This is a genomic window from Undibacterium cyanobacteriorum (genome assembly GCF_031326225.1).
Classification (GTDB): domain Bacteria; phylum Pseudomonadota; class Gammaproteobacteria; order Burkholderiales; family Burkholderiaceae_D; genus Undibacterium; species Undibacterium cyanobacteriorum.
The window spans coordinates 998,596-1,022,334 of sequence record NZ_CP133720.1 but is presented as its reverse complement, the minus strand read 5'-3'; the positions used below and the strand labels follow the sequence as shown (position 1 = coordinate 1,022,334).

Sequence of the window (23,739 nt, the reverse complement as noted above, 5' to 3'; positions counted from 1 at the left end):
AGTTGCTTTACCCAAGCAATTCTCCTCCACAACTTGACGTGCGCCACCCCACCTCGTCTTTTGTTATTTTTGTTTAACCATGACTACACAAAACACCCCGATCAACGAATCGGGCAATACGGCAGAACAATCCCAACTTGGCAAGATTTCCGCCTACGAGACCCATTACAATCCAAGTCTCCTATTTCCGATCCCTCGTGCTGAGAAGCGCGCTGAAATTGGCCTGAAAATTGTGGATGGTAAAGCCGTCAATTTACCCTTCTTTGGCATGGATATCTGGAATGCCTACGAAGTGTCTTGGCTCAATGCGCGTGGCAAACCGCAGGTGGCGATTGCAAGCATCATGGCCCCCGCTGATTCGCCAAATATCATCGAATCTAAATCGTTCAAACTGTATCTGAACTCATTCAATCAGACGCGCCTCAGTGGAGTCGATGAACTTCATACTCGTCTACAAAAAGATTTAAGCCAAGGATTCGGTGCTCCGGTACAAATCAAAATTACCAGCAGCGAAGAGTTTGAACAATTCAGCTTTGGCGAATTGGAAGGACTCTTACTCGATCGACTTGATATCGAAGTGGATCAATACTCTCCAATTCCGGAAGTGCTGAAGGCAGATCCACAACAAGCGATTGTCGAAGAACGTTTTGTCTCTCACCTCCTCAAATCCAATTGTTTAGTCACTGGTCAGCCAGACTGGGCCAGTGTGCAAATTCACTATATCGGCGCGCCAATCGTTCAAGAATCTTTGTTGCGCTACTTGATTGGCTTCCGCAATCACAATGAATTTCACGAACAATGTGTTGAGCGTATCTTCACGGATATTCTGAACCAATGTAAACCGCAAAAACTCTCTGTGTATGCACGATACACGCGACGCGGCGGCCTCGACATCAACCCGTGGCGCAGCAACTTCAGCACCGGGAAAATGCCATCCAATCAACGAAATGCACGTCAATAGATCCTTGGATTGAGACCAAGCTCATTAAGCTTTGATCAGATCAACATAAATGCCTTTTCGACAGCTTGCGAGAACACGATTAATTTGTAATCATTCCTGAAAGCTTATTTGCAATGCGTATCTGACAGTGACGTTTTTACAAACAAAAATAACTGGATGATAGTGCTAGCACGCTCGCGGTATGAAGTATGTGGTTGGTCAGTTTTTTTGTGCTGTTTTTTTGCTGTTTTTTTTCACGCTGCGCCTCACCCTTTTTTGATCAAAATGCTTGAGAGATGGAATAGCGACCGAGCATTTGCGAACGAGTCCTCCAACTGCAATTACAGAAAATACGATTTGTGAATTACTCCAGTAAGCCATCAAACAATTTTACCGACATGATTTATCCGGCAAATTGGCAGTCTCTGCTTGAACAATATGCACAAGACGCAAGCCTTGTCCTCATTGATGGGGTGATCGTTCACGCAAACCGCTTTGGTATTGAGATGCTGCGCGCTAAAAATCTCAATGAAATTACCGGCATGCGCTGGAGTAGTTTTCTGCAGTTTAGTCACCCCAATCAACTCAAAACCCATTTACAAGCTGGTGCGAGCCTACTCCCCATCGCAATTGCTGAATTTTGCCAACTCAAAACGCGCGACGCACATTTAATCGATGTCGAGGTCCGACTGCACAGTTTCCCGGTTCACAGAAATACCGCCTATGTTCTGCGAATTCGTAATTTACAAACACAGCCGATTGCGAAATCACTGCATGTGCGCCCCACACGAGAATTTGCCACCGCCAATAGTCTAAGCCATGAGGCCCTCCATCACGAGAAAGAAATTCTCGAGATGATCGCCTTAGACAATCCGCTCACACAGATTCTGCAAGATGTATGCGACCGCATGGAGCGCCTACTCGATAACGGCTCTATCTGCGCCATCATGCTCTTCAATGAAGAACGGAAACGCCTTAAGCTGGCAGCGGCCCCCTCTTTCGACACTGACTTTCTGAATGAAGTTGATCAACTCGAGCTCAATCTTAAACAATGGAGTTGTGGCCCGGCGATCCAAAGCGGCAAAATCAAGATTGTTGAGAATATCGCTGACAGCGAACTATGGCCGAAGCATAAAAACACGCCTCTCAAATATGGCTATCAATCCTGTTGGTCGGTCCCGATCAAAACGGCGTTTAATAGCCTACTTGGAACAGTCGACATTTACCATCGTGCCACCCGTACTCCAAGCGTCGACGAGCAAACTTTGATCATGGACGCGATGCACGTCATCGCCTTAGCCATCGACAAGAAAAATATGGAACGTAGCTTAGCGACCAGTGAAGACCGCTATCGTTCCGTCGTCAATAACTTAACCGAAGGCATTATGGTGATTGCGCCGGGCGGAAAGATCCTAACGTGCAATCCGAGTGCCCAACGCATCTTGAAAATATCCTCGGTCGACACAACTGGACGCCGTCATCGTTATTTCTCCAGAATCTTCCGTGAGGACGGCAGTGAAATTAAGATTGGCGACGATCCTGCCTCGGTCGTACTGCGCACGGGCGAGCCGATCTCCAATCTCTCGATTGGTTTGCAACTGCACGATCAGTCTGTAGTGTGGTTGCTGGTCAATGCGCAAGCAATTCATTCCAGCCATGACCATCACAAAAATGAAGCAGTACTGATTTCTTTCACTGACACAACCGAAATTCGTGAGACTGAGCGTCAACTGCAGTACATCGCGACCCACGATGCCTTGACCGGTCTTCCCAATCGCCATCAGTTACAGCAACGACTCAGTTACGCGCTATCGCATTCGTATAATCAAAAAGTCGCTGTCATTTTTCTGGACCTTGACCGCTTCAAGAACGTGAATGATACAGCTGGTCACGCTGCCGGCGATGGCCTCCTATGTGACGTTGCCAAACGTCTGAGCTCTTGCATACGAGCGACGGATATGTTGGCGCGGCTGGGTGGTGACGAGTTTGTGATCGTGGTGGAAGAATTTGCCACTGCACAGCATCTCAAAGAACTAGCAGAGCGCATACTGAACAAAATGCGCGAACCCTTTGTCATTGACGAAAACCAATATCATCTAGGAACATCGATTGGCATTAGTGTCTTTCCACATGACGGTACTGACGGACCAACTTTGCTCCGCTGCGCAGATTCAGCGATGTATCTAGCTAAAGAACTGGGGCGAAATAACTACCAGTTCTTTACTTCCGAGCTGATGATCCGCGCCCAGCATCGTTATGCTTTGGAACGCAATTTGCGACGAGCATTAGTTGAAGATGAATTTTTGGTGTACTACCAAGCCAAGGTTAATCTTTTGACGCAAAAAATTGTTGGGGCCGAGGCGCTTATTCGTTGGCAAATGGAAGATATGAACATTGTCGCCCCCAACGAATTCATTCCCTTCGCTGAGGAAATTGGTTTAATCGTACCGATCGGACGCTGGGTCTTGACCCAAGCTGCGCGTCACGCCCAGCAATGGCGGCAACAATACCAATTCGACTTCAAAATTAGCGTCAATATCTCACCTAAACAATTCCAAGATCCGAATCTGCCGAGCTTCATCAAAGATGTTTTGGATGAAACCGGCCTCGATCCAAATGCCTTGCAATTGGAGATTACCGAAGGCTTGTTAATGGTTGAGGCGGACCACCTCGGCGGTGTCTTTGACGCGATTAAACAACTCGGTGTCAGCATTTCGCTGGACGATTTTGGTACCGGTTTTTCCTCACTCTCTTACCTGCAAAGATTCCCGATCGACAATCTCAAGATCGATCGCTCATTCATCCGTGAAATTCCAGCGAATCAAGACTCCGTCGTACTCACCAAGGCGATCATCGCGATGTCCAATGCGCTTGGCATGAGCGTCACCGCCGAAGGTGTTGAAAGTCTTGAACAAATGGACTTTTTGAAGGAAGCTGGTTGCCAAGAAATGCAAGGCTTTTACTTCAGTAAACCCCTCTCTGTCGAGGCCTTTGAAGCACTATTGCAGAAAAATTTGCATTCCTGACAGGTAAAGTCGCACACCCGCCAAAAGAAGCCTATAATCCAACCTGCTGAACCGACCAAGAATCGAGTTCAGTTTGTTGTGCAAGTTGCGCCTGCGACACCTCAGTCGGGCTCCCAACTCAGCCCTTTTGCGCCACCTTAAGATTTGTAACATGACCAATATCGCGAAAATTCTGCCGCTGGAAAATGTGCTGCTGAACCTCGATGTCTCAAGTAAAAAACGTGCGTTTGAACAAGCAGGCTTATTGTTCGAGAACAATTGCAGCATTGCCCGTTCAGTTGTTTCCGAGAACCTGTTCGCACGCGAACGACTGCAATCAACCGGTCTTGGTCATGGGGTCGCAGTGCCACATGGACGCATCAAGGGTCTCAAGAATCCAATCGCGGCCTTTGTTCGATTGAGTAAAGCCATCCCATTTGAATCTCCCGATGGTCTGCCGGTTGACCTCTTAATTTTCCTTCTCATGCCTGACAACGTCACGCAACAACATTTGGAAATCTTGTCGGAAATCGCAGAGATGTTGTCCGACGATGAGTTCCGCGAAGGCTTGCGCGGCGAAACTGATGCAGCCCTCGTTCACCGTAGCATCGTTGACTGGGAAACCAAGTCACAATTCAGTTCCTAATTCCCGATCGCGTTTTATTTCTGTTTTTGAGACCGACCTATGCCATTAATCACCGAACTCAGCATACAAAGAATTTTCGATGATAATCGCGATACATTGCAGCTAGGTTGGTTTGCCGGTTTTTCCGGTGGCGAAAAACTCATCACCGATGACGCCACGGCTTCATCCGATCAAGTTGGTCACTTAAATCTAATTCACCCTGGTCGTATTCAAGTTCTTGGTCATCAAGAACTCAACTATTTCCAAAGGCTCTCCCCCGGTTCTCGCGCTAACCTGATCAAGGAACTGATCGCCGGTAATCCACCTGCACTGATCGTTGCGCAAGGCTTGGAGTCACCGCAAGTGTTTCTCGATATCTGCGATGACAATAATATCCCACTCTTTTCGACACCATTGCCTGCAGCTCAGGTGATCGATTATCTACGCGTCTACCTATCGAAGAAACTGGCACCGCAAGTCACCATGCATGGTGTCTTTATGGACGTGCTCGGTGTGGGCGTTTTGATTACAGGTGAATCTGGATTGGGTAAGAGCGAACTTGGTTTGGAGTTGATTTCACGTAGCCACGGTCTGGTGGCGGATGATGCGGTCGAGTTTTCCCGCATTGCCCCTAACATGATTGAAGGCCGCTGCCCTGAAATTTTACAGAATTTGTTAGAGGTACGCGGCCTCGGTCTGCTCGATATCAAAGCCATTTTCGGTGAGACCTCTGTACGTCGAAAAATGCGTTTGAAATTGATCGTTCACTTGGTTAAACGCAGTACGCTCGAAGAAAATTACGAACGACTGCCGATAGATTCGCAAACCCAAGATGTGCTTGGTTTGCAGATCAAAAAAGTGGTGATTCCTGTGGCAGCTGGTCGAAACATTGCGGTTCTCTTGGAAGCAGCGGTACGCAACACGATTCTGCAGTTACGCGGCATCAATACCTTAGAAGAATTCATGGAACGTCAACGCCGCGCCATGGATGATACGATGGGCTAGATCACCATGCGTATTTTGCTCATCAGTGGGATTTCTGGCTCGGGTAAATCAGTCGCCCTCAATGTCATCGAAGACGCTGGCTTTTACTGCGTCGACAATCTTCCGCCGAGCTTATTGGTTGATTTAGTCAACACACTGGAGTGGGAAGGCGTGCAAAGTGCAGCGATGGCGATTGATTCACGCAGCGCGCATTTGCTCAAGACCGTGCCGGAGGCTATCGAACGACTACGCCAGCTCGGACATGAAGTGAAAGTCTTATTTTTGACTGCCAGTTCCGAAACGCTGATCGCCCGCTTTTCCGAAACAAGACGCAGCCATCCACTGTCACATCATCTGCAGCAGCAACAGTTATCGAGCGCGCCGCTGAGTCTGATTGAGTGCATACAAAAAGAACGCGAGTTGCTCGAACCCTTGCAGTTTTTGGGCAATGTCATCGACACTTCAAACTTAAGTGCTAATAGCCTACGTCATTGGATCAAAGATGAAATCGGTGTTGAACAAGCGCCCTTGATTTTGATGTTTGAATCCTTCGCTTTCAAAGTGGGCGTGCCGCTCGATGTAGACTTTGTATTTGATGTGAGGATTTTGCCGAATCCACATTACGATCTTGCCTTGCGTCCCTTGACTGGTAAAGATCAGCCAGTGATCGACTTCCTCGACCAACAGGAAATGGCACAAGAACTATTCAATGATATCCGACATCTGATTGAAAAATGGTTGCCGGAGTTTAAACGTGATAATCGCAGCTATCTCACGGTGGGTATTGGTTGTACCGGCGGCCAACATCGCTCGGTTTATATGGTCGAACGCCTCGCCGCACACTTTCAACAGAACGAGCGAGTCTTGATCCGTCATCGACAATCACACTGTAAATAAATCGACAGCACCTAGATCAAACAGAAAATCATTGCAAAGGCCCCATACAAAGAAAAAAGGCCTCGAACACTTCGAAGCCTTTTTCATTACGACTTGCTAAACGCACTCAGCAAGAATAACTCAACATTACTGCGCCACCACTTCGCGCATCTTTTTCGATACAAAAATCAAACTCGCGGTCATGATACAAAGTGCGACGACAATGGCGATGGCGAAAGAAGAAGTCGCTACCGCTTCACCTTTCAGCACTTGATTCATCATCTGCGTTTGTGCCATCACGGGCACCCACGTTAGCCAGGCTGGTTCTTTGCCGGGGTTGACGATGAAGAACATGGGCATAAACGATACGGCCAAACTCAGTAACTGATTGCGAACATTCGCTTCCTTGAAGGACTTACAGGTCAAAGAAATCGCAATTTGTAAGGATGAAAGCGCACCAGCTAAAGGAATTAATACAATCAAAAAGGCGAGTGCATCTTTCATCCCAAACTGAAACTCAGCCCGTAAAGCTTCATTTCCAATCACAGCCTGGGCGGGAAAAAAGCTGCTCACCGTCAGAATTACGATAAGAATGCTGACCGAAGCCACTGCTGCTGTCTTCCCGATCGCCAATTGAAAACCTGATACGGGATTCATCATCAATGGTTCCAATGAGCCACGTTCACGTTCACCGGCAGTGCTATCAATTGCCGCAAACATGCCACCCATCACGATCGCCATAATTAAGACCATCGGCAACATTGCGGTAATCGTCACACGTCGCTCATCTGGTCGACTGATATGGCGCTCTTTCACTGAAATTGACTGCAGTAAGTCTGGTGATACGCCACGCATCATCAAATCAAGACTTGATCGTTCCCGTGCATAACCGGCCAATAATTGACGCAAGGGTCCCAAGCCCATTTCTGCCTGACGATTGGAAGTGTCAAAAGCAATTTCCAACTCGACCCGTTTAGCCGATTGCAAATCCAGTTCAAAGTTCTCCGGTACCAATAACACCGGCTTGATCAGTTCTTTACTACGAGATTTTTCCTCGTAATCGACTGGCGCCGTCTTGATCTCATAGCCTTGGCGCAAAATATAGTTTTCCAAACTTGGCGCATCCTTGATGTTGACTGCCGTCACAGTGCGGTCGACAGCCTGTGATTCAACTTGGGACATCACGGTGGAAAACACAAAAAGTAATACTGGAACCAGTAATAATGAACTCGCCAATACCATCATGAGAGTACGGCGATCACGCATCGCGTCTGAAATCTCTTTCCAGTAAATTGCCAATACCTCTCTCATGCGACACTCCCTTGTTTCAATGTTGAATGGAGACCGCCATTGAGTGGGCTAGACTTATCCAAAAAAGCCAACTTCACAAAGGCGTCTTCAAAATCCGACTCTTGTGCTTGATGCATCAGCTCGGTGACAGTACCCTTCGCAACCGTGCGACCTTGAGCCACGATCACCACGGTATCGCATAAACGTTCAACCTCTTGCATGATATGGGTCGAGAAAACAATGCACTTACTCCCGCCTTCAGGACTACGCAACCATCGCAAGAATTCTCGCAGTGCTCGTGTTGCCACCACATCCAAACCGTTAGTCGGTTCATCTAGAATGATATTTTTGGGATCGTGAATGAGGGCACGCGCTAAGGCGATTTTCATACGTTCGCCTTGGCTAAATCCCTCAGTACGGCGATCCAATAACTTTTCGATTTCCAGCCAATGCGCTAATTGATCAAGACGTTGTTCAATCTTGGCTTTTTCCATTCCATGCAATTTGCCGTAGTACTGAATGTTCTCGCGTGAAGTCAAACGCGGGTATAAACCACGAGCATCCGACAAAATTCCCAAGTGTGCTTGCGACGCTGTTTGACCTTCTTTTACTTCCACACCATCAATTTTGATCGAACCACTATCCATTTTGAGCATGGATGCCACCATGCGAAGGCTGGTGGTTTTGCCCGCTCCATTCGCGCCGAGCAAACCCAAAATAGCACCATCTTGAGCACTAAAACTGACACCATTCACCGCTTTCACTTTTTCGGTCTGGCGTGCACCAATACCAAACTTAGGTTTGCCCAGTTTGATAAATTCTTTATGGAGGTCTTCAACAATGATCATCTTATTCTCCTGCTTTCTTTAGATTTGCAGTAGCGCCGACCTCGGTGCTCTTGGTGGGCGGCAACCATACCAAGGGGCGAGGAATCTGTCGCACGCAGCTCACATCTACCGTTAATGCCTCATCATCGGTCTTCGCAGCGAGGAACTTATTCACCACATCGCGTACGCATCCCTGCCCCATCACACCATGACTCGCATTTTCGATAGTGATATGGCGCGCTTTCGCACCCAATGCTTTGGCTATTTGATCGCCGTAGCGGATCGGTGTGACCGGATCAATTCCGCCACTGAGCAATAAAACCGGCGACTTAGAAGGCGGTACGTTAAAGAACTCTTTCGGAATTTCCGCACGTGGCCAGGTCGCACAAACTCGGTCATACATTTCAGCGCTTCGTGCTGTGAACTGATCACTCACTGCGTTCGCAGGACGTGGCTTGGCATATGCCTCACCGCACCATACTGAATAATGCATTCCCAACGTCAAACCACCGGGGCCCGCTTGATTAAAACTGCCACTCATGGTCAACAAAGCATCAAGTTTTCCTTTATCTGCTTGCGTGATCGCATAAGGTAATACGGATGTCATACTAGGCGAATACAAAGCCTTCAAAACCATACCGAGCAAATCTTCACGCGCGATCTTTGTGGTGATCGTCGTCAATAGTCGTGAATTGGTATAGGTGAACTGGCGCGGCGTACTATCGAGCAAGTGTTTCCAAGTGCCAGCTAAATCAGGGTAGGCCGCGCTACAACGCCTATCTTTTGCACACTCAGCAAACACGCCTTCTAAAGCAGCCTGCGCATTGGTTCCCAGCAAACCAAGGTCAGGCGGAACCACACCATCAATCACCAATCGACGCACCGACTGCGGGTATTGACGCAAATATTCCAAACCAACTCGGGTCCCATACGAGACGCCGACTAAATTTACTTCACTATAGTTTTGCGCCACGCGTATCGCTTCTAAGTCTTGAACCGCGATGCTGGTGCTATAAAATTTCAAATCACCATGTGGCAGCTTTTGTAGGCTCTGCATACAATCGGTGGTCGCCTTGAATGCACCGTCGCTATCCAATATTTTGTCGCTTGTTTCAAGCTCATCACATTTCAAAGAAGCACTTCTGCCAGTGCCACGCTGATCAACAAAAACCAAATCACGACGACGATTAAGCTTCCCTAAATTTGATTCGCCAAATCCGGCTGCATCGATGGCACTTTGCCCAGGGCCTCCGGCCAATAAAAACACCGCATCAGGTAATTTATTCCGATCTTTTGATGGCAAGACTACGTAATGCACCTCGATCTTCTTACCATTGGGCTGATTAGGATCAAGCGGCCGGACAATTTGTCCACACTGCACTTCCTGCGGAAAACTTGGAATACGACAAGCCTTGGTGCCAGCGTGTGCTGCCAACGGAGCCGTCAGCAAAGTCAAACAAGCGAGCTTTCTTAATGCGGAATTCATTTGCATGAGCCTCCCCTCAAAATGAAGTAACAACATAATCTCAATGCTGAGATTGTAGTGAGGCTGTGCAAAAAATGGGAAAGCAGGTGACGAAATACGAGCTTATGCGACAAACGACGAGAAAAACGTGACGAGCTCGTAGCGCGGGCACATCACTCCAGAACAACACAGTTTCATTGTTTCATTGTGCAAATCAATGCCGCATTCTCTAGAGCAAGGAATCTCTTTCTTGTAAAAGTAAAGTCTTGATCGGAGCTGGCAAGCCAACCTGATCGATCGTGTCTAAATCAAACCACTGATACCGCGCTTCTTGAATGGTCGGCGAAACACACTGCATCGATACTTGCAACACACGGAACTCTAAACGGAAGTGGGTAAAGACATGCTGCATCTCAGCCAAAATGGCGATTTTATCGACTTCACCAAATTGCTTGGCAAACTCCAGAGCGCGCTGTTGCTGCTGCGGGAATTGCGCTCGCGCCGGTTCTGGATTTTCCTGCATACCACTAACTTCAGGAAGAGACCATAGCCCCCCCCATATACCAAGCGCCGGACGCTGCTCCAACAAAACCTGGTTGCCGTCGCGCAGTAAAAACATACAGGCATACTTTTGCTTCGCTTTCGTGGCTGGCTTCCGATGTGGCAATTCATCTGTTCTATCCTGATGAAAAGCGACGCAACGCTGGGAGAAAGGGCAAGAACGGCAATTTGGCTTACTTCGACTACACAAACTTGCACCAAGATCCATCAAACCTTGCGTGTAAGCCTCGATCCCGCTGACAGGCAAAAGCGCTTCTGCGCGCAACCACAATTGATCCTCGATTGGTTTGGATCCGGGGTAACCTTCCACTCCAAACACGCGAGCGAAGACGCGTTTCACATTACCATCTAAGATCGCGGCTCGCACGCCATAAGAGAAGGCGGCGATTGCGGCTGCAGTCGAACGCCCAATGCCGGGTAACTGCTGTAGTAATTGCGGATCGCTAGGAAAGCGTCCAGCATAGTGTTCAACCACTTGTTTGGCACATTTATGCAAGTTACGAGCACGGGTGTAATAGCCAAGCCCACTCCAGAGTGCCATGACCTCTTCATGACTGGCTTCCGCCAAGGCAAACACGTCGGGGCAACGCTCAAGGAAGCGCTGGTAATAGGGAATCACCGCTGCCACCTGAGTTTGTTGAAGCATGATCTCAGACAACCACACACGATAAGGATCGCGGGTTTGTTGCCATGGCAAACTGTGGCGCCCATAGACTTTCTGCCAGGCGATCAAATCGGCCGAGAAGCTCGGATCCTGCAGACTCATCAGTTCGCCTTGATGAGGGACATCCTGCTTTTCTCTTACCACACGCTTCATCTTCTGATTGCTCCAAACCCGCCAAAAATCACAAAGCGTCGCCGACAAATTTCATGATGAGACCTTTAGGACCGACCGCCCAACCGTGCTGTGGTGTCGCGAAAGCCGTTGCATTAAGCGGCGTCTCACCTAGCCATTGCCAAGTCTTACCGAAATCTTTGGTGACCACAGATCCTGCTAGTCCTCCGACTACAAAACTGGCCGAGCCAGGCACCCGACTCACCACCGACATAAATCCCGTTGGGCTCGATGGCACGGTTTGCCAAGTCTTACCTGCATCACGGGTGCTGACGATGTTAATTCCAGCGCCCTTGGCTTGCTGATAGTCACCGCCCACCGCAAACCCCTGTCCCTGTGCATTGATATTGACGGAGAACAAGCCTTTCGGCGGCGCAGCTGCGGGCACTTCGGTCGCACTCACTTGCCAATTTTTACCACCATCGTGCGAACGAAACACGCGACTTTGCGCAGCGCTGCCAGTCACAAACCAGACGTCTTGCTTGCCTGTGACCGAGATGCAAGTTCCACTCGCAGCAAATGCACCTTCACCTGTTAAGGCAGCTAACTGTTTCTTATCAAGTACCGGGCTATTCCAACTTGCGCCACCATCCGTCGTCACCAGCACCTGAAAGCTACCGTCGACCGGATCGCCAAACACAATGCCATGCTCGCGATCCCAAAAGTCCATCGCATCCCAAAAGCCGGCTTCGTCACCATTGACTTTGAGGAGTTCCCATGTAACCCCACCATCACGCGTTTTATACAAGCTTGATGCTTTGCCGGGACCCGCACTCATGGCAATCGCCGTCTGCGCATCGAATCCTTGAATATCACGAAAATCTAATTTGTCTGCACCGGGCACTTGCATGGCCTGCCACGTGTCACCATCGACCGTGCGCAAGACCGTGCCCTTGGCGCCACTCGCCCACGCCGTACGAGCATCAACCACGGATAAGCCCCGCAATTCAACCTGTACCCCGCTGTCGATTCTCTTCCAAGCGGAACCTGACTGCTTGTCTTGTGCAAATCCGCTCGCGCTCATGCTCAATAAAGTAGACAGCACGCAGGTCTTCAACAAATTTGGACACACTCGCTGCGCTGCTTGGGTTGGCTTTAAAGACTTCATCTAAGACTCCAAAAAAAGACGCCCCGTTTGAATCGAGGCGTTTGGTGATAAGGTGATTTGGAACGACCGGAAGACCGAAAGTTCCATTCCAGTCTGGATTCGCATTCAAACTTAGCGATCAATGGCTAGAATGGTTGAAATGGTTAAATTGGTTGGATTGGCTGCCACAATTGATTTAAGTTTCGCTAGCCAAAGCCTTTTCTATATTGTGGCGCAAGGCACTCAAGGCTGCCTTTTGTTGTTCGACCTCGGTATTCAAAGATTCAAAACTGGCGATTTTTTCTTCCAAACTGTCGGTAGCGACGTGTATCCGTTGAATCGATTGCATACGATTTTTCAATTGATTTTTGTGCTCACGAATTTGTGCTTCGATCGGTGCCATCACGACTTTCTGCCATGCTTCCACATCACGATTAGCTTGCGAAAAACTCTGTTTGACGCGAGCCGAAATCGAATCAAAAAACTTTTGCATCAATACCTTTTGCGAGGTTGTTAACATCGTGATGGTGTTGAACTGGCGTTGGAATACCGATTCAATTGCATTCACTTCGTTCACATATTTTTCTAAGGAAAAAGGCATGGGTGTCGTCAAAGCTAAACCGTGTTCGGTCGAAAATTTACGATACATAATCGCCATCATCTGTGAGATCTCATCCGTCTTACGATTGGATGCCTCTAAGTTAGTCTTCACCTGATCGAAGAAATTCTTGATGGCGTCTTTCAAGCCGAGAGAGAACTTACTATTCTCCATCGCCTCACGTGCGGTATTGATCTCTTCCTTGAGCAAATCCATACCCAAGGTCGTGTAAACTTCGGTCGACAAACGCGTGAATACAGAACGCGTGCCCTGCATCTTCATGAGGCTAGCATCAAATTCTTGCTTCTCCATCGTCACACGCTTCATCATATGCTCGATCACGTTTTGATTCTTGCCGCGCAAGCTTTTCAATTCGTGTAACTGCTCGCTGATCCCACGCGCACGCGCAGCGATCACCGCCATTTGTCCTTCAGCGATTTCACTGATATCGGTAGCGAGTTGATCGCGGATGATGTTTTTCTTCGATGGAATTAACTCTTTCGATAAAGCATGCTCAAGCTTAGGCAGGCGGCTCTTAGCTAACAATGGCGCATCTTTGTTGATTTTGGCGACTAGACCTTTCTGGGCCGAAATCGGAAAAACCTGATTCTTTTCCAAACTGAGCGTATGCGCAACCGTATCGATCTGATGCTGAATTTGCCCCTCAACTTCCTCAGCAGTGCGCAATTCGTCCCACATGCTATCAATCTTGTTCAGGACCACCATACGACCAGGGCCGCTACCAATATGGTTGCGCCACACATCGATATCACTCTTGGTGACACCCGTATCTGCCGCCAAAATGAACAGGACCGCATGCGCATTCGGAATCAAATTCAAAGTCAATTCAGGCTCAGTACCAATCGCATTCAAACCTGGTGTATCAACAATGATCAAACCTTGTTTGAGCAGAGGATGCGGGAAATTAACAATCGCATGGCGCCACTGAGAAATTTCGACAAGGCCATCTTCATCGACTTCTAAGGCAGCATCTGGATCAGATTCATCGTACAAACCGTAGGACTTGGCAACTTCCTTTGTGACTTTCTTGGTCAAGCTTACCTGCTTAAACGCTTCCAACATGCCATCGCCAGAGCGTGGATCCAATGGCAATACCGTCCATACGTGGTTATGGCTCTTATATTCGGTAGTACTCAGAGTTTCACTACGCGTTTCGATTGGCAACAAGCGAATGCAAGGAGGAAAAGTTTCGTCGTACATCAATTCGGTCGGACACATTGTGGTTCGACCCGCTGACGATGGCAAAATCCGCTGACCATAATCGGCGAAGAAAATAGCGTTGATGAGTTCGGATTTGCCGCGCGAAAATTCAGCCACGAAGGCAATCGTCAATTTATCGTCCACCAAGCGCTCTTTGAGACGCACAATGCGTTGGTCAAGAATATGATCGGCAAAGTCAGAATTGGCGATCCAAGTACGATACGCTTCAATCGCGCTAGCGACTTCTTTGCGCCAACCGCTGTACTCTTGGAAATTCTGCACCAAATTACTCATAGTTTCCTCATTATTCTTCTGATTGCTTGTATTGCCTCAGTTCCATTTGATCTCAAAGCGTCTGTGCCCTTTCTGGGCTTGACGATGAAGAACACGTGGCGAATACACTTACGCTCAACAATACGCCATTCTGGCCTATTTTTGACAATTCACACAATAAAAGCTGCTACGCTGCCCTTGAACTATGTGTCTTATTGTTCCTTGACAAACACGGCAAGCCTCTCCGGCTCGATCATAAACAAAATAGCTTTGCTGGAAATAACCGGTCTTACCATCTGCGCCGACAAAATCCTTCAGAGTACTCCCTCCATGGGCAATCGCCTCCCTCATCACTTGACGAATTGATAATTCCAAGCTTTGATATCGCTTCAGACTGATACGATTCGCTGCCGTTTTGGGACTAATACCTGCCCGAAACAAACTCTCAGAACAATAAATATTGCCAACTCCCACGACAATCTCGCCAGACAATAAAACCTGTTTAATGGCGGCACCCCGATTGCGCGTCTGTTCGAACATCAGCTGTCCGGTAAAATCTGCTTCGAGCGGCTCCACCCCAAGCTTGCGCAACAAAGGGTGAAGTTCAAGCTCACCGTCTTCTTCTGCATGCCAAAGCACCGCGCCGAAACGCCGAGGATCCGTCAAACGCATCAAACACGTCGACAAAATTAAATCAAAATGATCGTGCTTTTGTGGGGGCGTGTTCAGCGGCATGATCCGTAGGTTCCCCGTCATTCCCAAGTGAATAATCAAACAACCATGATCAAAATGGAGTAGCAAATATTTGCCACGTCGACCAGTGCGACGTATGACTTGCCCTTTCAACGTTCTTGCAAGATGGGCTGGGAAAGGCCAACGCAGACCATCTCTACGCATCACAACTTGTTGAACCGCTTGCCCCTCAATGTGAGGCGTCACCCCCAAACGGGTCACTTCAACCTCTGGCAATTCTGGCATTCCAATGGACTCCTCATTCAAGCTCTAATTCATCTACCAACTCAACCGCTGCTGAAGCTCACAATCTTTAAACAACTTACCTATCTCACACAGAGCCGCAACTTGTAAAAACTTGTAAGACTGCCCCGCTCGACAAATTTGCGCGTAAAATCGCTCACACTGTTCGTTTAAAGAGAGATATGTTTTTGAAATTCTTGCATCAATTCTTGCACAACTACTTGAGTTACAAGTCCACTATTGTAGCGACAAGCTCAAAAAACGCGGACCTTGCCCCGACGATCGGTCAGACAAGTGTCGAAAACAAATCCATTCTCCGCAAAAGCTTGGATGCCAGATATCTCCTAGTAACGCCTTCCGAGCACTCCAACTGTGTTCGCACCACCACTTCTCACACTTTATTCCCTATTGTGGCGCGATTTGCCATCGGTATCACTGGGCTGATGGGGGCATTGACATATCTTCCGGCCAAGGCTCAAGAAGCTGATGCGCCCCCCATCTTCAAGAATGCCAAAGGAAAATCTTCCAGTAACAAAGTCAAGGAAGAAGACTTACCGAAGGTAGAGCTCAGTAAAGAACTGATGTTTAAACTCTTGAGTTCAGATGTTGCACTTCAGCGTGGTGAAACGGGAAGCGCGTATGTCACCTTGATGAGCGTCGCCAAGGAAACTAGGGATCCGCGTATCGCCAAGAAAGCCACCGACGTCGCCATGAGTGCGCAGCAACTCAATGAAGCACTCGAAGCGGTGCAATTATGGCGCTCGATTAGCCCAGAATCCTTTGAAGCGGGTCAGTACTTTTTGAGCCTCATGGTTGTCAAATCCGACTATGAAGAAGTCGAATCCTTCTTCATCGATCAACTGACCAAGGTGAAGCCTGACGAGCTCGCCCCTACTCTTTATCAAGCCCAAAGTTTATTGGCTCGGATGCAGGATAAAAAACGTGCATTCGCGAGCCTCGAGCGTATCGTTGGCAGCACTCCCGCCAGCGTTGATACGCATATTATGCTTGCACGTGGCGCCACGACTCAAGGCGATAAAACACGCGCGATACATGAAGCGCGTCAAGCTCTGACACTACAAGCGGATTCTGAACTGGCGCTGTTGACGCTGGCGCAAGCGTCCGAGAAAGATGAAGCCTTGAAGCTGGCCAAGGATTTTATCCGTAAATATCCGAAAGCCTTCGAAGTGCATTTAGCCTACGCTAGCATGCTGGTTGAGATGCGCCAATTGCAAAGCGCACGCGACGAATTTGCGCAACTCTTGAACAAATTTTCAGCAGCCAAGAGGCCCACATCCCGACTTCTTTTGGCCTTGGGATCAATCGAATTAGAGCTGCAAAGGAGCGACTCGGCGATTGTGTATTTCCAACGTTATCTAAATGAAGCCGATAGCGACGAAGATAAGAACAATGCTTATCTGAATTTAGCTCAAGCAGAGTTACAAAAGAAAGATCTGAAACGAGCTGACCAATGGTTATCCAAAGTCGAAAATACACAAGACAAGAGTGAGACTTGGTTTAACGTACAAACACGTCGAGCGCTGTTGATGGCGAGTGACCAACGATTTGGCGAAGCACGGCAGTTCTTACAAAGCCTCAAGTTCAATAACGAGGCCGAGGAAGCGCTCCTATTACAAACCGAAGCCCAAGTGATGAAAGCGGCAGGACAAAAAACCGAAGCTTTTGTTCTGTTGGAAGCGGCACTCGCCAACTATCCACGCCATCCTGATCTACTATACGACTACGCCATGCTGGCAGATAGCTTTAAACGCTATGATGAGATGGAAGCGGCACTCAAGCAACTGATTGCGGTGAATCCCAACAATCCGTTTGCCTACAATGCGCTAGGCTATTCTTACGTGGATCGCAATGTTCAGCTGAACGATGCAGAACAATTATTAAAACGGGCGCTCGAGTTAGCGCCAGAAGACCCCTACATCCTCGATAGCTTTGCCTGGCTCAGATTTCGTCAGTCTCAGTTCGAAGAGGCGGAACAAGTCTTGCGTCGCTGCTATCAACTGCGACCTGATCCGGAAATTGAAATTCATCTAGCTGAAGTGCTGTGGGCTCAAACGAAATTATCTGAAGCAAAAAAACTCTTAGCTTCGGCACAGAAAAAAGATCCGGATAATGAGTTACTCAAGAGCACCCTTGAACGTTTAGGTATTTCCCTACCTTGAGGAGTATTACGCAAGTCCGAAAAACCGGAGGTCAACGCAAATCTAATATGCGTTTGAAGTACTTTCAGTTCTGATAGGCGCCACTTCGTCATTCATGATTGACAAACGGAGCCTTCAGTTGCACGATGTCGCGACTTCATTTTCACCGAGCATCGCCATGCGCATGAATCCTTGCTACGCCTACACCAAAACCATTCTGCTGTGCTGCCTCGCACTCAGTATCAGTGGCAGTCTTGTTTCTTGCGCTAACGCGCCGAAACTATCGCATGAGCAAATGAGTCGAACTCGCCAATACCAGGAGCAAATTACACTCTCTGGCAAGATTTCGATTCAATATCAACAGAATGAAAAAACCGAGACTTTAAGTGGTAACTTTGACTGGCAACAATTGTCGAAAGAGCTGACCATCAGCCTCAATTCTCCCCTTGGACAGACCATCGCCATCATTCGCGAAACCCCACAAGGCGCGAGCTTACAGCAGGCCAAACAAGAAACTCGTTATGCGCAAGACGTCGAACAATTACTTACAGAATCACTCGGCTGGTCGCTTCCTGTGGCGGGATTGAAAGATTGGTTACAAGGCTTCGATCGCCAAACCAATGGTCAAAAGCTAGCTGTGCCAACTAAGGATTACCAGCGCCTCATGAGTCAAGGTTGGCAAATCGATTTCACCACCTGGCAAGAAGATCAGCAGCAAGTACACCCAAAGTTGATCAACCTCTATCGTCGTACTGAAGAACTAGGTGAGCTCAAAATACGAATCGCCATCCTCGAATGGAACGCCGATCAAAACTCCAACACTGCGCCCGTCGGCGTGCCGAGCACGCCTTAAAACTGTGCAAGCCTAGCTGAGACTGTCGATGCAACATACCATCCAACAAACAATAGCAATGCCCCGCGAACTTAAGAATTGCCCTGCGCCTGCCAAGCTCAATTTATTTCTACACATCATTGGTCGCCGCGCTGATGGCTATCACTTGCTACAAAGCGTCTTTCAACTGATTGATCGATGCGATTATCTCGACTTTACAGTTCGAAGCGATGGCATCATTGAAAGAGCCAATCAGGTCGCAGGCGTTCCAGCCGAACTGGATCTGGTGGTGCGCGCTGCCCAACTTCTACAAAAGCATAGCCAGTCAAGCTACGGCGCCACCATCACCTTGCATAAAAATTTGCCGATGGGTGGCGGTGTCGGCGGCGGCTCATCCGATGCAGCGACGACCTTACTGGCATTAAATCATCTGTGGAATTGCCAGCTTTCCACCACCGAACTGATGCAGCTCGGCTTACAACTGGGCGCTGACGTGCCATTTTTCATCTTCGGCAGCAATGCTTTTGTCGAAGGTATTGGCGAACAACTGCAAGAGGTTCAGACACCGGAACAATATTTTCTTGTCATTGAACCGGGAGTTAATGTCCCCACCCCCTCGATTTTTTCAGCGAAAGAGTTGACAAGGGATACGAAAGCCGTCAGAATAACGGACTTTCCTGATGCGACAACAGTCGCTTGGAAAAACGATATGCAAGCCGTTGCTTGTACTTTGCACAGCGAAATCAAAGAAGCGATAGACTGGTTAAGTCAATTCCAGCAAGAGTCTGGAAATCTGCGATTAGCAAGTGCCAAGATGACGGGTTCTGGTTCCTGTGTGTTCTGCGGTTTTGAAACCGAGAAACAAGCAAACGAAGTTTGCACACAAGTACCAAAACACTGGAAAGCTTGGGTCGCAAAGGCACTGCAGCAGCATCCCATGAAGTCATGGTTGCAAAACTAAAATTTGATCGATTGCTAGCGTAAGATAAGCTGGTGAAAATGAGATGAGAGCGATAAAATGATGTATCGCCAATTATCGAATAGCAATTGATAAACGGTTGTGTAGGGGAATCGCCAAGCTGGTTAAGGCACCGGATTTTGATTCCGGCATGCAAAGGTTCGAATCCTTTTTCCCCTGCCATTGAATACAAGCCGCCGCATACAACATGATGCGGCGGCTTTTCGGTTTTTACGGCTGCATTTTCAGTAATCATTACAACAAGAATTTAAATCTTGATACTGATCAAGCGCTCTGAAAATGAATTTATTCATTCCTTTCAGTTCTCTTAGGTGATCTCATGGCACACGCGCTCAATAACATGATGGTCTTTACTGGTAATGCTAATCCTGCTTTGGCTGCAGGCGTTGCGAAACAACTTGGCATTCAACTCGGTAAGGCAGACGTTTCTAAATTTTCTGACGGCGAAGTGGCTGTTGAAATCAACGAAAACGTGCGCGGTAAAGATGTGTTCGTGTTGCAATCAACGTGCGCACCGACGAATGACAACCTGATGGAAATTATGTTGATGGTTGACGCTTTGAAGCGCGCCTCAGCTGGACGTATCACCGCAGCGATCCCGTATTTCGGTTACGCGCGTCAAGATCGTCGCCCACGCTCTGCTCGTGTTGCTATCTCCGCTAAGGTCGTCGCTAACATGTTGGAAGAAGCAGGCGTTGATCGCGTTTTGATTATGGATTTACATGCAGATCAAATCCAAGGTTTCTTTGATATTCCGGTCGACAATATTTACGCTTCCCCAATTTTGTTGGGCGACTTAACAGCGAAAAATTATGAAGACTTGTTGGTGGTTTCGCCTGACGTTGGTGGCGTTGTTCGCGCCCGTGCTTTAGCAAAACGTTTGGGTTGCGATTTGGCGATTATCGATAAACGCCGTCCAAAAGCGAATGTCTCCGAAGTCATGAATATCATCGGTGAAGTTGAAGGCCGTAACTGCGTCATTATGGATGACATGGTGGATACAGCAGGTACCTTGACGAAAGCCGCAGAAGTGTTGAAAGAGCGTGGCGCTAAGAAAGTATTGGCGTACTGTACACATCCTGTGTTGTCTGGCCCAGCAATTGATCGTATCAATAGCTCGCCACTCGATGAATTGGTCGTTACCGACACCATTCCATTGACACCAGCAGCGCAAGCTTGCAGCAAGATTCGCCAATTGTCATGCGATAGTTTGTTGGCCGAAACATTCCGCCGTATCACCAAAGGTGAATCGGTGATTTCTTTGTTCTCGGAATAAGCTTAAGTTTTGTGGTGCAAACATCCGTGTTTGCACTTTTTCTGCTCTCCTGGTCGCGGGAGAGCCAACGCAAGTTGCTTGAAACTATTCATCAGCTTGTTTATTTTGGAGTATTAAAATGAAAGTAGTTGCATTTGCACGTAAAGATCAGGGGACCGGAGCGAGCCGCCGCCTGCGCAATGCTGGTCAAACACCAGGTATCATCTACGGTGGTAACGAGCCAGCTGTTAACATCGCATTGGATCACAATGCTTTGTTCCATGCATTGAAAAAAGAAGTATTCCACTCTTCCATTCTCGATATGGATGTTGATGGTAAAGTTGAAAAAGTATTGTTGCGTGACTTCCAAATGCACGCTTACAAAGCTTTGGTATTGCACGCTGATTTCCAACGCGTTGACCCAAACAAGAAAATCCACGTAAAAGTGCCTCTGCACTTTGTTAACGCTGATGTTTCTCCAGCTGTTAAATTGGCATCCGCTGTGATCAGCCATGTTGCAGTTGAATTGGACGTAGAATGCTTGCCAGCAGACTTGCCAGAGTTCATCGAAGTTGACTTGTCCAAATTGGAAGCTGGTCAATCGATCCACGCTTCTGGCTTGGCATTGCCAAAAGGTGTGGCAGTTGTTGCACACGGTGATGACGCTACAATCGCTTACGCTGTTAAACCAGCTGGCGCAGCATCTGCTGAAGCAGAAGCAAAATAAGCTACTCGCTTTTAAGCTTAGAAAAACCGCAGTTTCGACTGCGGTTTTTTTTCGCCTCAATGTCTCACAATAGCGAGCTGTTCCACCCCACTTCGCAGCTATAGGCGCGTCAAAATACTGCAAAGACTAAAAGTCTCATGCAGCTCAAAAACCAACATATAACAAAGTTATTCATTTCAAATATGACTTTCCTCGACGAGCAAAATCGAGGAGACCCTGCTTTGAAAACTATCGCTTAGAAACTGTGGTTTGTGCAGCACAAAGACGATTACAAAGCACATATCGCAAAGGCCCGAGTCAGGCACAAGATCTGACTGAATGGTATCCTGCTTACTTCATCTTCATACAGTCTTGCAGAACGAACTTCAAACCTCGGCACTGCCAACACTGCGTTCACAACATCACCACGACATCGCGAGGGAATAGCGTGTTTTCATTCAAAAAAACCAGCATCATCTTATTGAGTGCCTTGCAACTGAGTTCATCACTCGTGTTCGCCCAAGCGCAAAGCACTGGCGCGCAGATTCAATATGACACCAGCTATGACATCGTCACCCCTATCCACGCTCAGCATGGCGTGGTCTCCAGTGAGCATGGTTTGGCGAGTCAAGTCGGCCTCGATATCTTGAAACGCGGCGGCAATGCGGTCGATGCAGCAGTGGCAGTTGGGTTCGCTTTAGCAGTTGTCCTTCCGAACGCTGGCAATATTGGCGGTGGTGGATTCATGCTGATTCATGACGCAAAATCCGGTAAAGACATTGCGCTGGACTTTCGCGAACTCGCACCAGCGCTGGCCAAGCGCGATATGTTCCTTGATGCGAGTGGAAAAGTTATTCCTGGTGGCTCGACTTCAAGCCATCTCGCAGTGGGCGTTCCCGGCACTGTCGCGGGACTCGATCTGGCGCTACGCAAATACGGGACAATGAAACTCAAAGATGTCATTGAACCCTCGATCAAACTCGCCGAACATGGCTTCGTCGTCACACCTCATCTCGAAACCTTGCTCAACGCCAGTAAGAATCAACTCGGTAAATGGGCGTCCAGCCGAGCAATCTTCTTCAAAGGTGATCGTCCATTAAAAGCGGGCGAACTTTTGGTCCAAAAAGATCTGGCAAACTCTTTGCGTCTGATCGCCAAAGAAGGACCGAAAGCATTCTACGAAGGTGAAATTGCCAAAAAAATCGTCGCTGAAATGGAACGTAACGGTGGTTTGATGCGTGCTGACGACTTAAAAAATTACCGTGCTGTAGAACGTGAACCTGTACGTGGAAGTTATCGCGGCTATGACGTGGTTTCCATGCCGCCACCAAGCTCAGGTGGTGTTCACATCATCCAAATGCTAAATATGCTGGAACATTATCCCTTGGGCGCACAAGGTCTCAACAGTGCAAAAACAGTGCATCAAATGACTGAAGTTATGAAGTTAGCTTATGCCGATCGCGCCGAGTATTTAGGGGACCCTGATTTCACCAAGGTACCAATCAAGGGCCTGACCTCGCGTGCCTATGCCGATGAGTTAGTCAAAAAAATCGACCTCGACAAAGCGACTCCTTCATCGAGCATCAAACCAGGCAAACCTATTCCTTACGAGAGCGATCAAACCACTCACTATTCGGTGGCGGATGAACATGGCAATTTGGTCGCGACGACATATACCCTGAACCTCTTGTTTGGTAGCGGTATCGTGGCAACTGGCACCGGTATTACACTCAATAACGAGATGGATGATTTTTCGATTAAACCCGGTGTGCCCAATGCCTTCGGTTTGCTCGGTGGCGATGCGAATGCGGTCGAAGCAAAGAAAAGACCTTTGAGCTCTATGACCCCGACCATCGTATTGAAAGATGGTAAGCCATTCTTGATCACCGGTAGCCCAGGTGGCAGTCGCATCATCACGACAACACTACAAGTCATTTTGAATACGATAGATCACAAACTGAACGCAGCGGAAGCATCGATTGCACCGCGCATGCATCACCAGTGGGAACCCGACATTATTCGACTAGAACGCGGCTTTAGTGCGGATACGCTCGAGATTCTGGGGCAAAAAGGTCATCGAATCTCGATCGGCCGCAGTATGGGGCGCACCCAAACGATCAAGTTTAACGGTACCGATATTGAGGCTTATTCTGATCCACGTAACCCGGATGGTCGTGCCCTCGGCTATTGATTTACCCTCGAAAAGGATCTGCACTCGTGTCGTTCAAAGTCAACGGCACGAGAAT

General features: G+C 48.2%; 18 protein-coding genes and 1 tRNA gene. 12 read left to right on the top strand and 7 right to left on the bottom strand.

Annotation, left to right across the window (positions count from 1 at the left end):
- The first annotated feature begins 79 nt into the window (after positions 1 to 79).
- The 5 genes from queF (at position 80) to rapZ (ending at position 6,451) form a co-directional block, all read left to right on the top strand.
- Entirely contained in the window at positions 80 to 961 is an 882-nt protein-coding gene (gene queF, locus RF679_RS04220) for an NADPH-dependent 7-cyano-7-deazaguanine reductase QueF (protein WP_309482969.1), read from the top strand.
- 338 nt (positions 962 to 1,299) lie between these two features.
- Positions 1,300 to 3,966, top strand: coding sequence for a bifunctional diguanylate cyclase/phosphodiesterase (locus RF679_RS04215; protein ID WP_309482968.1), 2,667 nt, complete (start codon positions 1,300 to 1,302; stop codon positions 3,964 to 3,966).
- A 151-nt stretch (positions 3,967 to 4,117) separates the two neighbouring features.
- Positions 4,118 to 4,591 carry a PTS sugar transporter subunit IIA gene (locus RF679_RS04210; protein WP_309482967.1) on the top strand — a complete coding sequence of 158 codons (474 nt, stop codon included), beginning with the start codon at positions 4,118 to 4,120 and terminating at the stop codon, positions 4,589 to 4,591.
- A 39-nt stretch (positions 4,592 to 4,630) separates the two neighbouring features.
- Positions 4,631 to 5,575, top strand: coding sequence for an HPr(Ser) kinase/phosphatase (gene hprK, locus RF679_RS04205; protein WP_309482966.1), 945 nt, complete (start codon positions 4,631 to 4,633; stop codon positions 5,573 to 5,575).
- A gap of 6 nt (positions 5,576 to 5,581) precedes the next feature.
- Positions 5,582 to 6,451 (top strand): RNase adapter RapZ, encoded by an 870-nt coding sequence (rapZ, locus tag RF679_RS04200; RefSeq protein ID WP_309482965.1) that lies wholly within the window; start codon positions 5,582 to 5,584, stop codon positions 6,449 to 6,451.
- 126 nt (positions 6,452 to 6,577) lie between these two features.
- On the opposite strand, the gene RF679_RS04195 is transcribed toward rapZ, so the two are convergent.
- The 7 genes from RF679_RS04195 to mutM form a co-directional block, all read right to left on the bottom strand.
- On the bottom strand, positions 6,578 to 7,741 hold the full coding sequence (locus RF679_RS04195) for an ABC transporter permease (RefSeq protein WP_309482964.1): 1,164 nt from the start codon (positions 7,739 to 7,741) through the stop codon (positions 6,578 to 6,580).
- Positions 7,738 to 8,568, bottom strand: a complete 831-nt coding sequence (locus RF679_RS04190; RefSeq protein WP_309482963.1) for an ABC transporter ATP-binding protein — start codon at positions 8,566 to 8,568, stop codon at positions 7,738 to 7,740. The genes RF679_RS04195 and RF679_RS04190 overlap by 4 nt, the downstream gene beginning before the upstream one ends.
- A gap of 1 nt (position 8,569) precedes the next feature.
- The gene (locus RF679_RS04185; protein ID WP_309482962.1) at positions 8,570 to 10,039 is read right to left on the bottom strand and encodes an alpha/beta hydrolase; all 1,470 of its coding nucleotides are present in this window, start codon (positions 10,037 to 10,039) and stop codon (positions 8,570 to 8,572) included.
- A 202-nt stretch (positions 10,040 to 10,241) separates the two neighbouring features.
- Positions 10,242 to 11,339, bottom strand: a complete 1,098-nt coding sequence (gene mutY, locus RF679_RS04180; RefSeq protein ID WP_309482961.1) for an A/G-specific adenine glycosylase — start codon at positions 11,337 to 11,339, stop codon at positions 10,242 to 10,244.
- A gap of 79 nt (positions 11,340 to 11,418) precedes the next feature.
- Entirely contained in the window at positions 11,419 to 12,516 is a 1,098-nt protein-coding gene (locus RF679_RS04175) for a WD40/YVTN/BNR-like repeat-containing protein (RefSeq protein WP_309482960.1), read from the bottom strand.
- 175 nt (positions 12,517 to 12,691) lie between these two features.
- On the bottom strand, positions 12,692 to 14,608 hold the full coding sequence (locus RF679_RS04170) for a dynamin family protein (RefSeq protein ID WP_309482959.1): 1,917 nt from the start codon (positions 14,606 to 14,608) through the stop codon (positions 12,692 to 12,694).
- A 135-nt stretch (positions 14,609 to 14,743) separates the two neighbouring features.
- Entirely contained in the window at positions 14,744 to 15,565 is an 822-nt protein-coding gene (mutM, locus tag RF679_RS04165) for a bifunctional DNA-formamidopyrimidine glycosylase/DNA-(apurinic or apyrimidinic site) lyase (RefSeq protein WP_309482958.1), read from the bottom strand.
- A gap of 179 nt (positions 15,566 to 15,744) precedes the next feature.
- Here mutM and RF679_RS04160 point away from each other — a divergent pair, with 179 nt between their 5' ends.
- The 7 genes from RF679_RS04160 (at position 15,745) to ggt (ending at position 23,684) form a co-directional block, all read left to right on the top strand.
- On the top strand, positions 15,745 to 17,742 hold the full coding sequence (locus RF679_RS04160; protein ID WP_309482957.1) for a tetratricopeptide repeat protein: 1,998 nt from the start codon (positions 15,745 to 15,747) through the stop codon (positions 17,740 to 17,742).
- Positions 17,743 to 17,899: 157 nt separating this feature from the next.
- On the top strand, positions 17,900 to 18,574 hold the full coding sequence (lolB, locus tag RF679_RS04155; protein WP_309482956.1) for a lipoprotein insertase outer membrane protein LolB: 675 nt from the start codon (positions 17,900 to 17,902) through the stop codon (positions 18,572 to 18,574).
- A 58-nt stretch (positions 18,575 to 18,632) separates the two neighbouring features.
- Positions 18,633 to 19,514 (top strand): 4-(cytidine 5'-diphospho)-2-C-methyl-D-erythritol kinase, encoded by an 882-nt coding sequence (ispE, locus tag RF679_RS04150; RefSeq protein ID WP_309482955.1) that lies wholly within the window; start codon positions 18,633 to 18,635, stop codon positions 19,512 to 19,514.
- 103 nt (positions 19,515 to 19,617) lie between these two features.
- Positions 19,618 to 19,694: transfer RNA gene (locus tag RF679_RS04145), tRNA-Gln, on the top strand.
- Between the two features lie 157 nt (positions 19,695 to 19,851).
- Positions 19,852 to 20,808: a ribose-phosphate pyrophosphokinase gene (locus tag RF679_RS04140; RefSeq protein ID WP_309482954.1), complete on the top strand. Its 957-nt coding sequence runs from the start codon at positions 19,852 to 19,854 to the stop codon at positions 20,806 to 20,808.
- 118 nt (positions 20,809 to 20,926) lie between these two features.
- Positions 20,927 to 21,514, top strand: coding sequence for a 50S ribosomal protein L25/general stress protein Ctc (locus RF679_RS04135; protein WP_309482953.1), 588 nt, complete (start codon positions 20,927 to 20,929; stop codon positions 21,512 to 21,514).
- Positions 21,515 to 21,941: 427 nt separating this feature from the next.
- On the top strand, positions 21,942 to 23,684 hold the full coding sequence (ggt, locus tag RF679_RS04130) for a gamma-glutamyltransferase (RefSeq protein ID WP_373921730.1): 1,743 nt from the start codon (positions 21,942 to 21,944) through the stop codon (positions 23,682 to 23,684).
- Positions 23,685 to 23,739 lie beyond the last annotated feature (55 nt).

What these genes read in the sequence shown, in the direction of transcription:
- queF (WP_309482969.1), top strand. Translation starts at nt 80, where the DNA reads ATGACTACACAAAACACCCCGATCAACGAATCGGGCAATACGGCAGAA.
- RF679_RS04210 (WP_309482967.1), top strand. Translation starts at nt 4,118, where the DNA reads ATGACCAATATCGCGAAAATTCTGCCGCTGGAAAATGTGCTGCTGAAC.
- hprK (WP_309482966.1), top strand. Translation starts at nt 4,631, where the DNA reads ATGCCATTAATCACCGAACTCAGCATACAAAGAATTTTCGATGATAAT.
- rapZ (WP_309482965.1), top strand. Translation starts at nt 5,582, where the DNA reads ATGCGTATTTTGCTCATCAGTGGGATTTCTGGCTCGGGTAAATCAGTC.
- RF679_RS04195 (WP_309482964.1), bottom strand. Translation starts at nt 7,741, where the DNA reads ATGAGAGAGGTATTGGCAATTTACTGGAAAGAGATTTCAGACGCGATG.
- RF679_RS04190 (WP_309482963.1), bottom strand. Translation starts at nt 8,568, where the DNA reads ATGATCATTGTTGAAGACCTCCATAAAGAATTTATCAAACTGGGCAAA.
- RF679_RS04185 (WP_309482962.1), bottom strand. Translation starts at nt 10,039, where the DNA reads ATGCAAATGAATTCCGCATTAAGAAAGCTCGCTTGTTTGACTTTGCTG.
- mutY (WP_309482961.1), bottom strand. Translation starts at nt 11,339, where the DNA reads ATGAGTCTGCAGGATCCGAGCTTCTCGGCCGATTTGATCGCCTGGCAG.
- RF679_RS04175 (WP_309482960.1), bottom strand. Translation starts at nt 12,516, where the DNA reads ATGAAGTCTTTAAAGCCAACCCAAGCAGCGCAGCGAGTGTGTCCAAAT.
- RF679_RS04170 (WP_309482959.1), bottom strand. Translation starts at nt 14,608, where the DNA reads ATGAGTAATTTGGTGCAGAATTTCCAAGAGTACAGCGGTTGGCGCAAA.
- mutM (WP_309482958.1), bottom strand. Translation starts at nt 15,565, where the DNA reads ATGCCAGAATTGCCAGAGGTTGAAGTGACCCGTTTGGGGGTGACGCCT.
- RF679_RS04160 (WP_309482957.1), top strand. Translation starts at nt 15,745, where the DNA reads ATGTTTTTGAAATTCTTGCATCAATTCTTGCACAACTACTTGAGTTAC.
- lolB (WP_309482956.1), top strand. Translation starts at nt 17,900, where the DNA reads ATGCGCATGAATCCTTGCTACGCCTACACCAAAACCATTCTGCTGTGC.
- ispE (WP_309482955.1), top strand. Translation starts at nt 18,633, where the DNA reads ATGCCCCGCGAACTTAAGAATTGCCCTGCGCCTGCCAAGCTCAATTTA.
- RF679_RS04140 (WP_309482954.1), top strand. Translation starts at nt 19,852, where the DNA reads ATGGCACACGCGCTCAATAACATGATGGTCTTTACTGGTAATGCTAAT.
- RF679_RS04135 (WP_309482953.1), top strand. Translation starts at nt 20,927, where the DNA reads ATGAAAGTAGTTGCATTTGCACGTAAAGATCAGGGGACCGGAGCGAGC.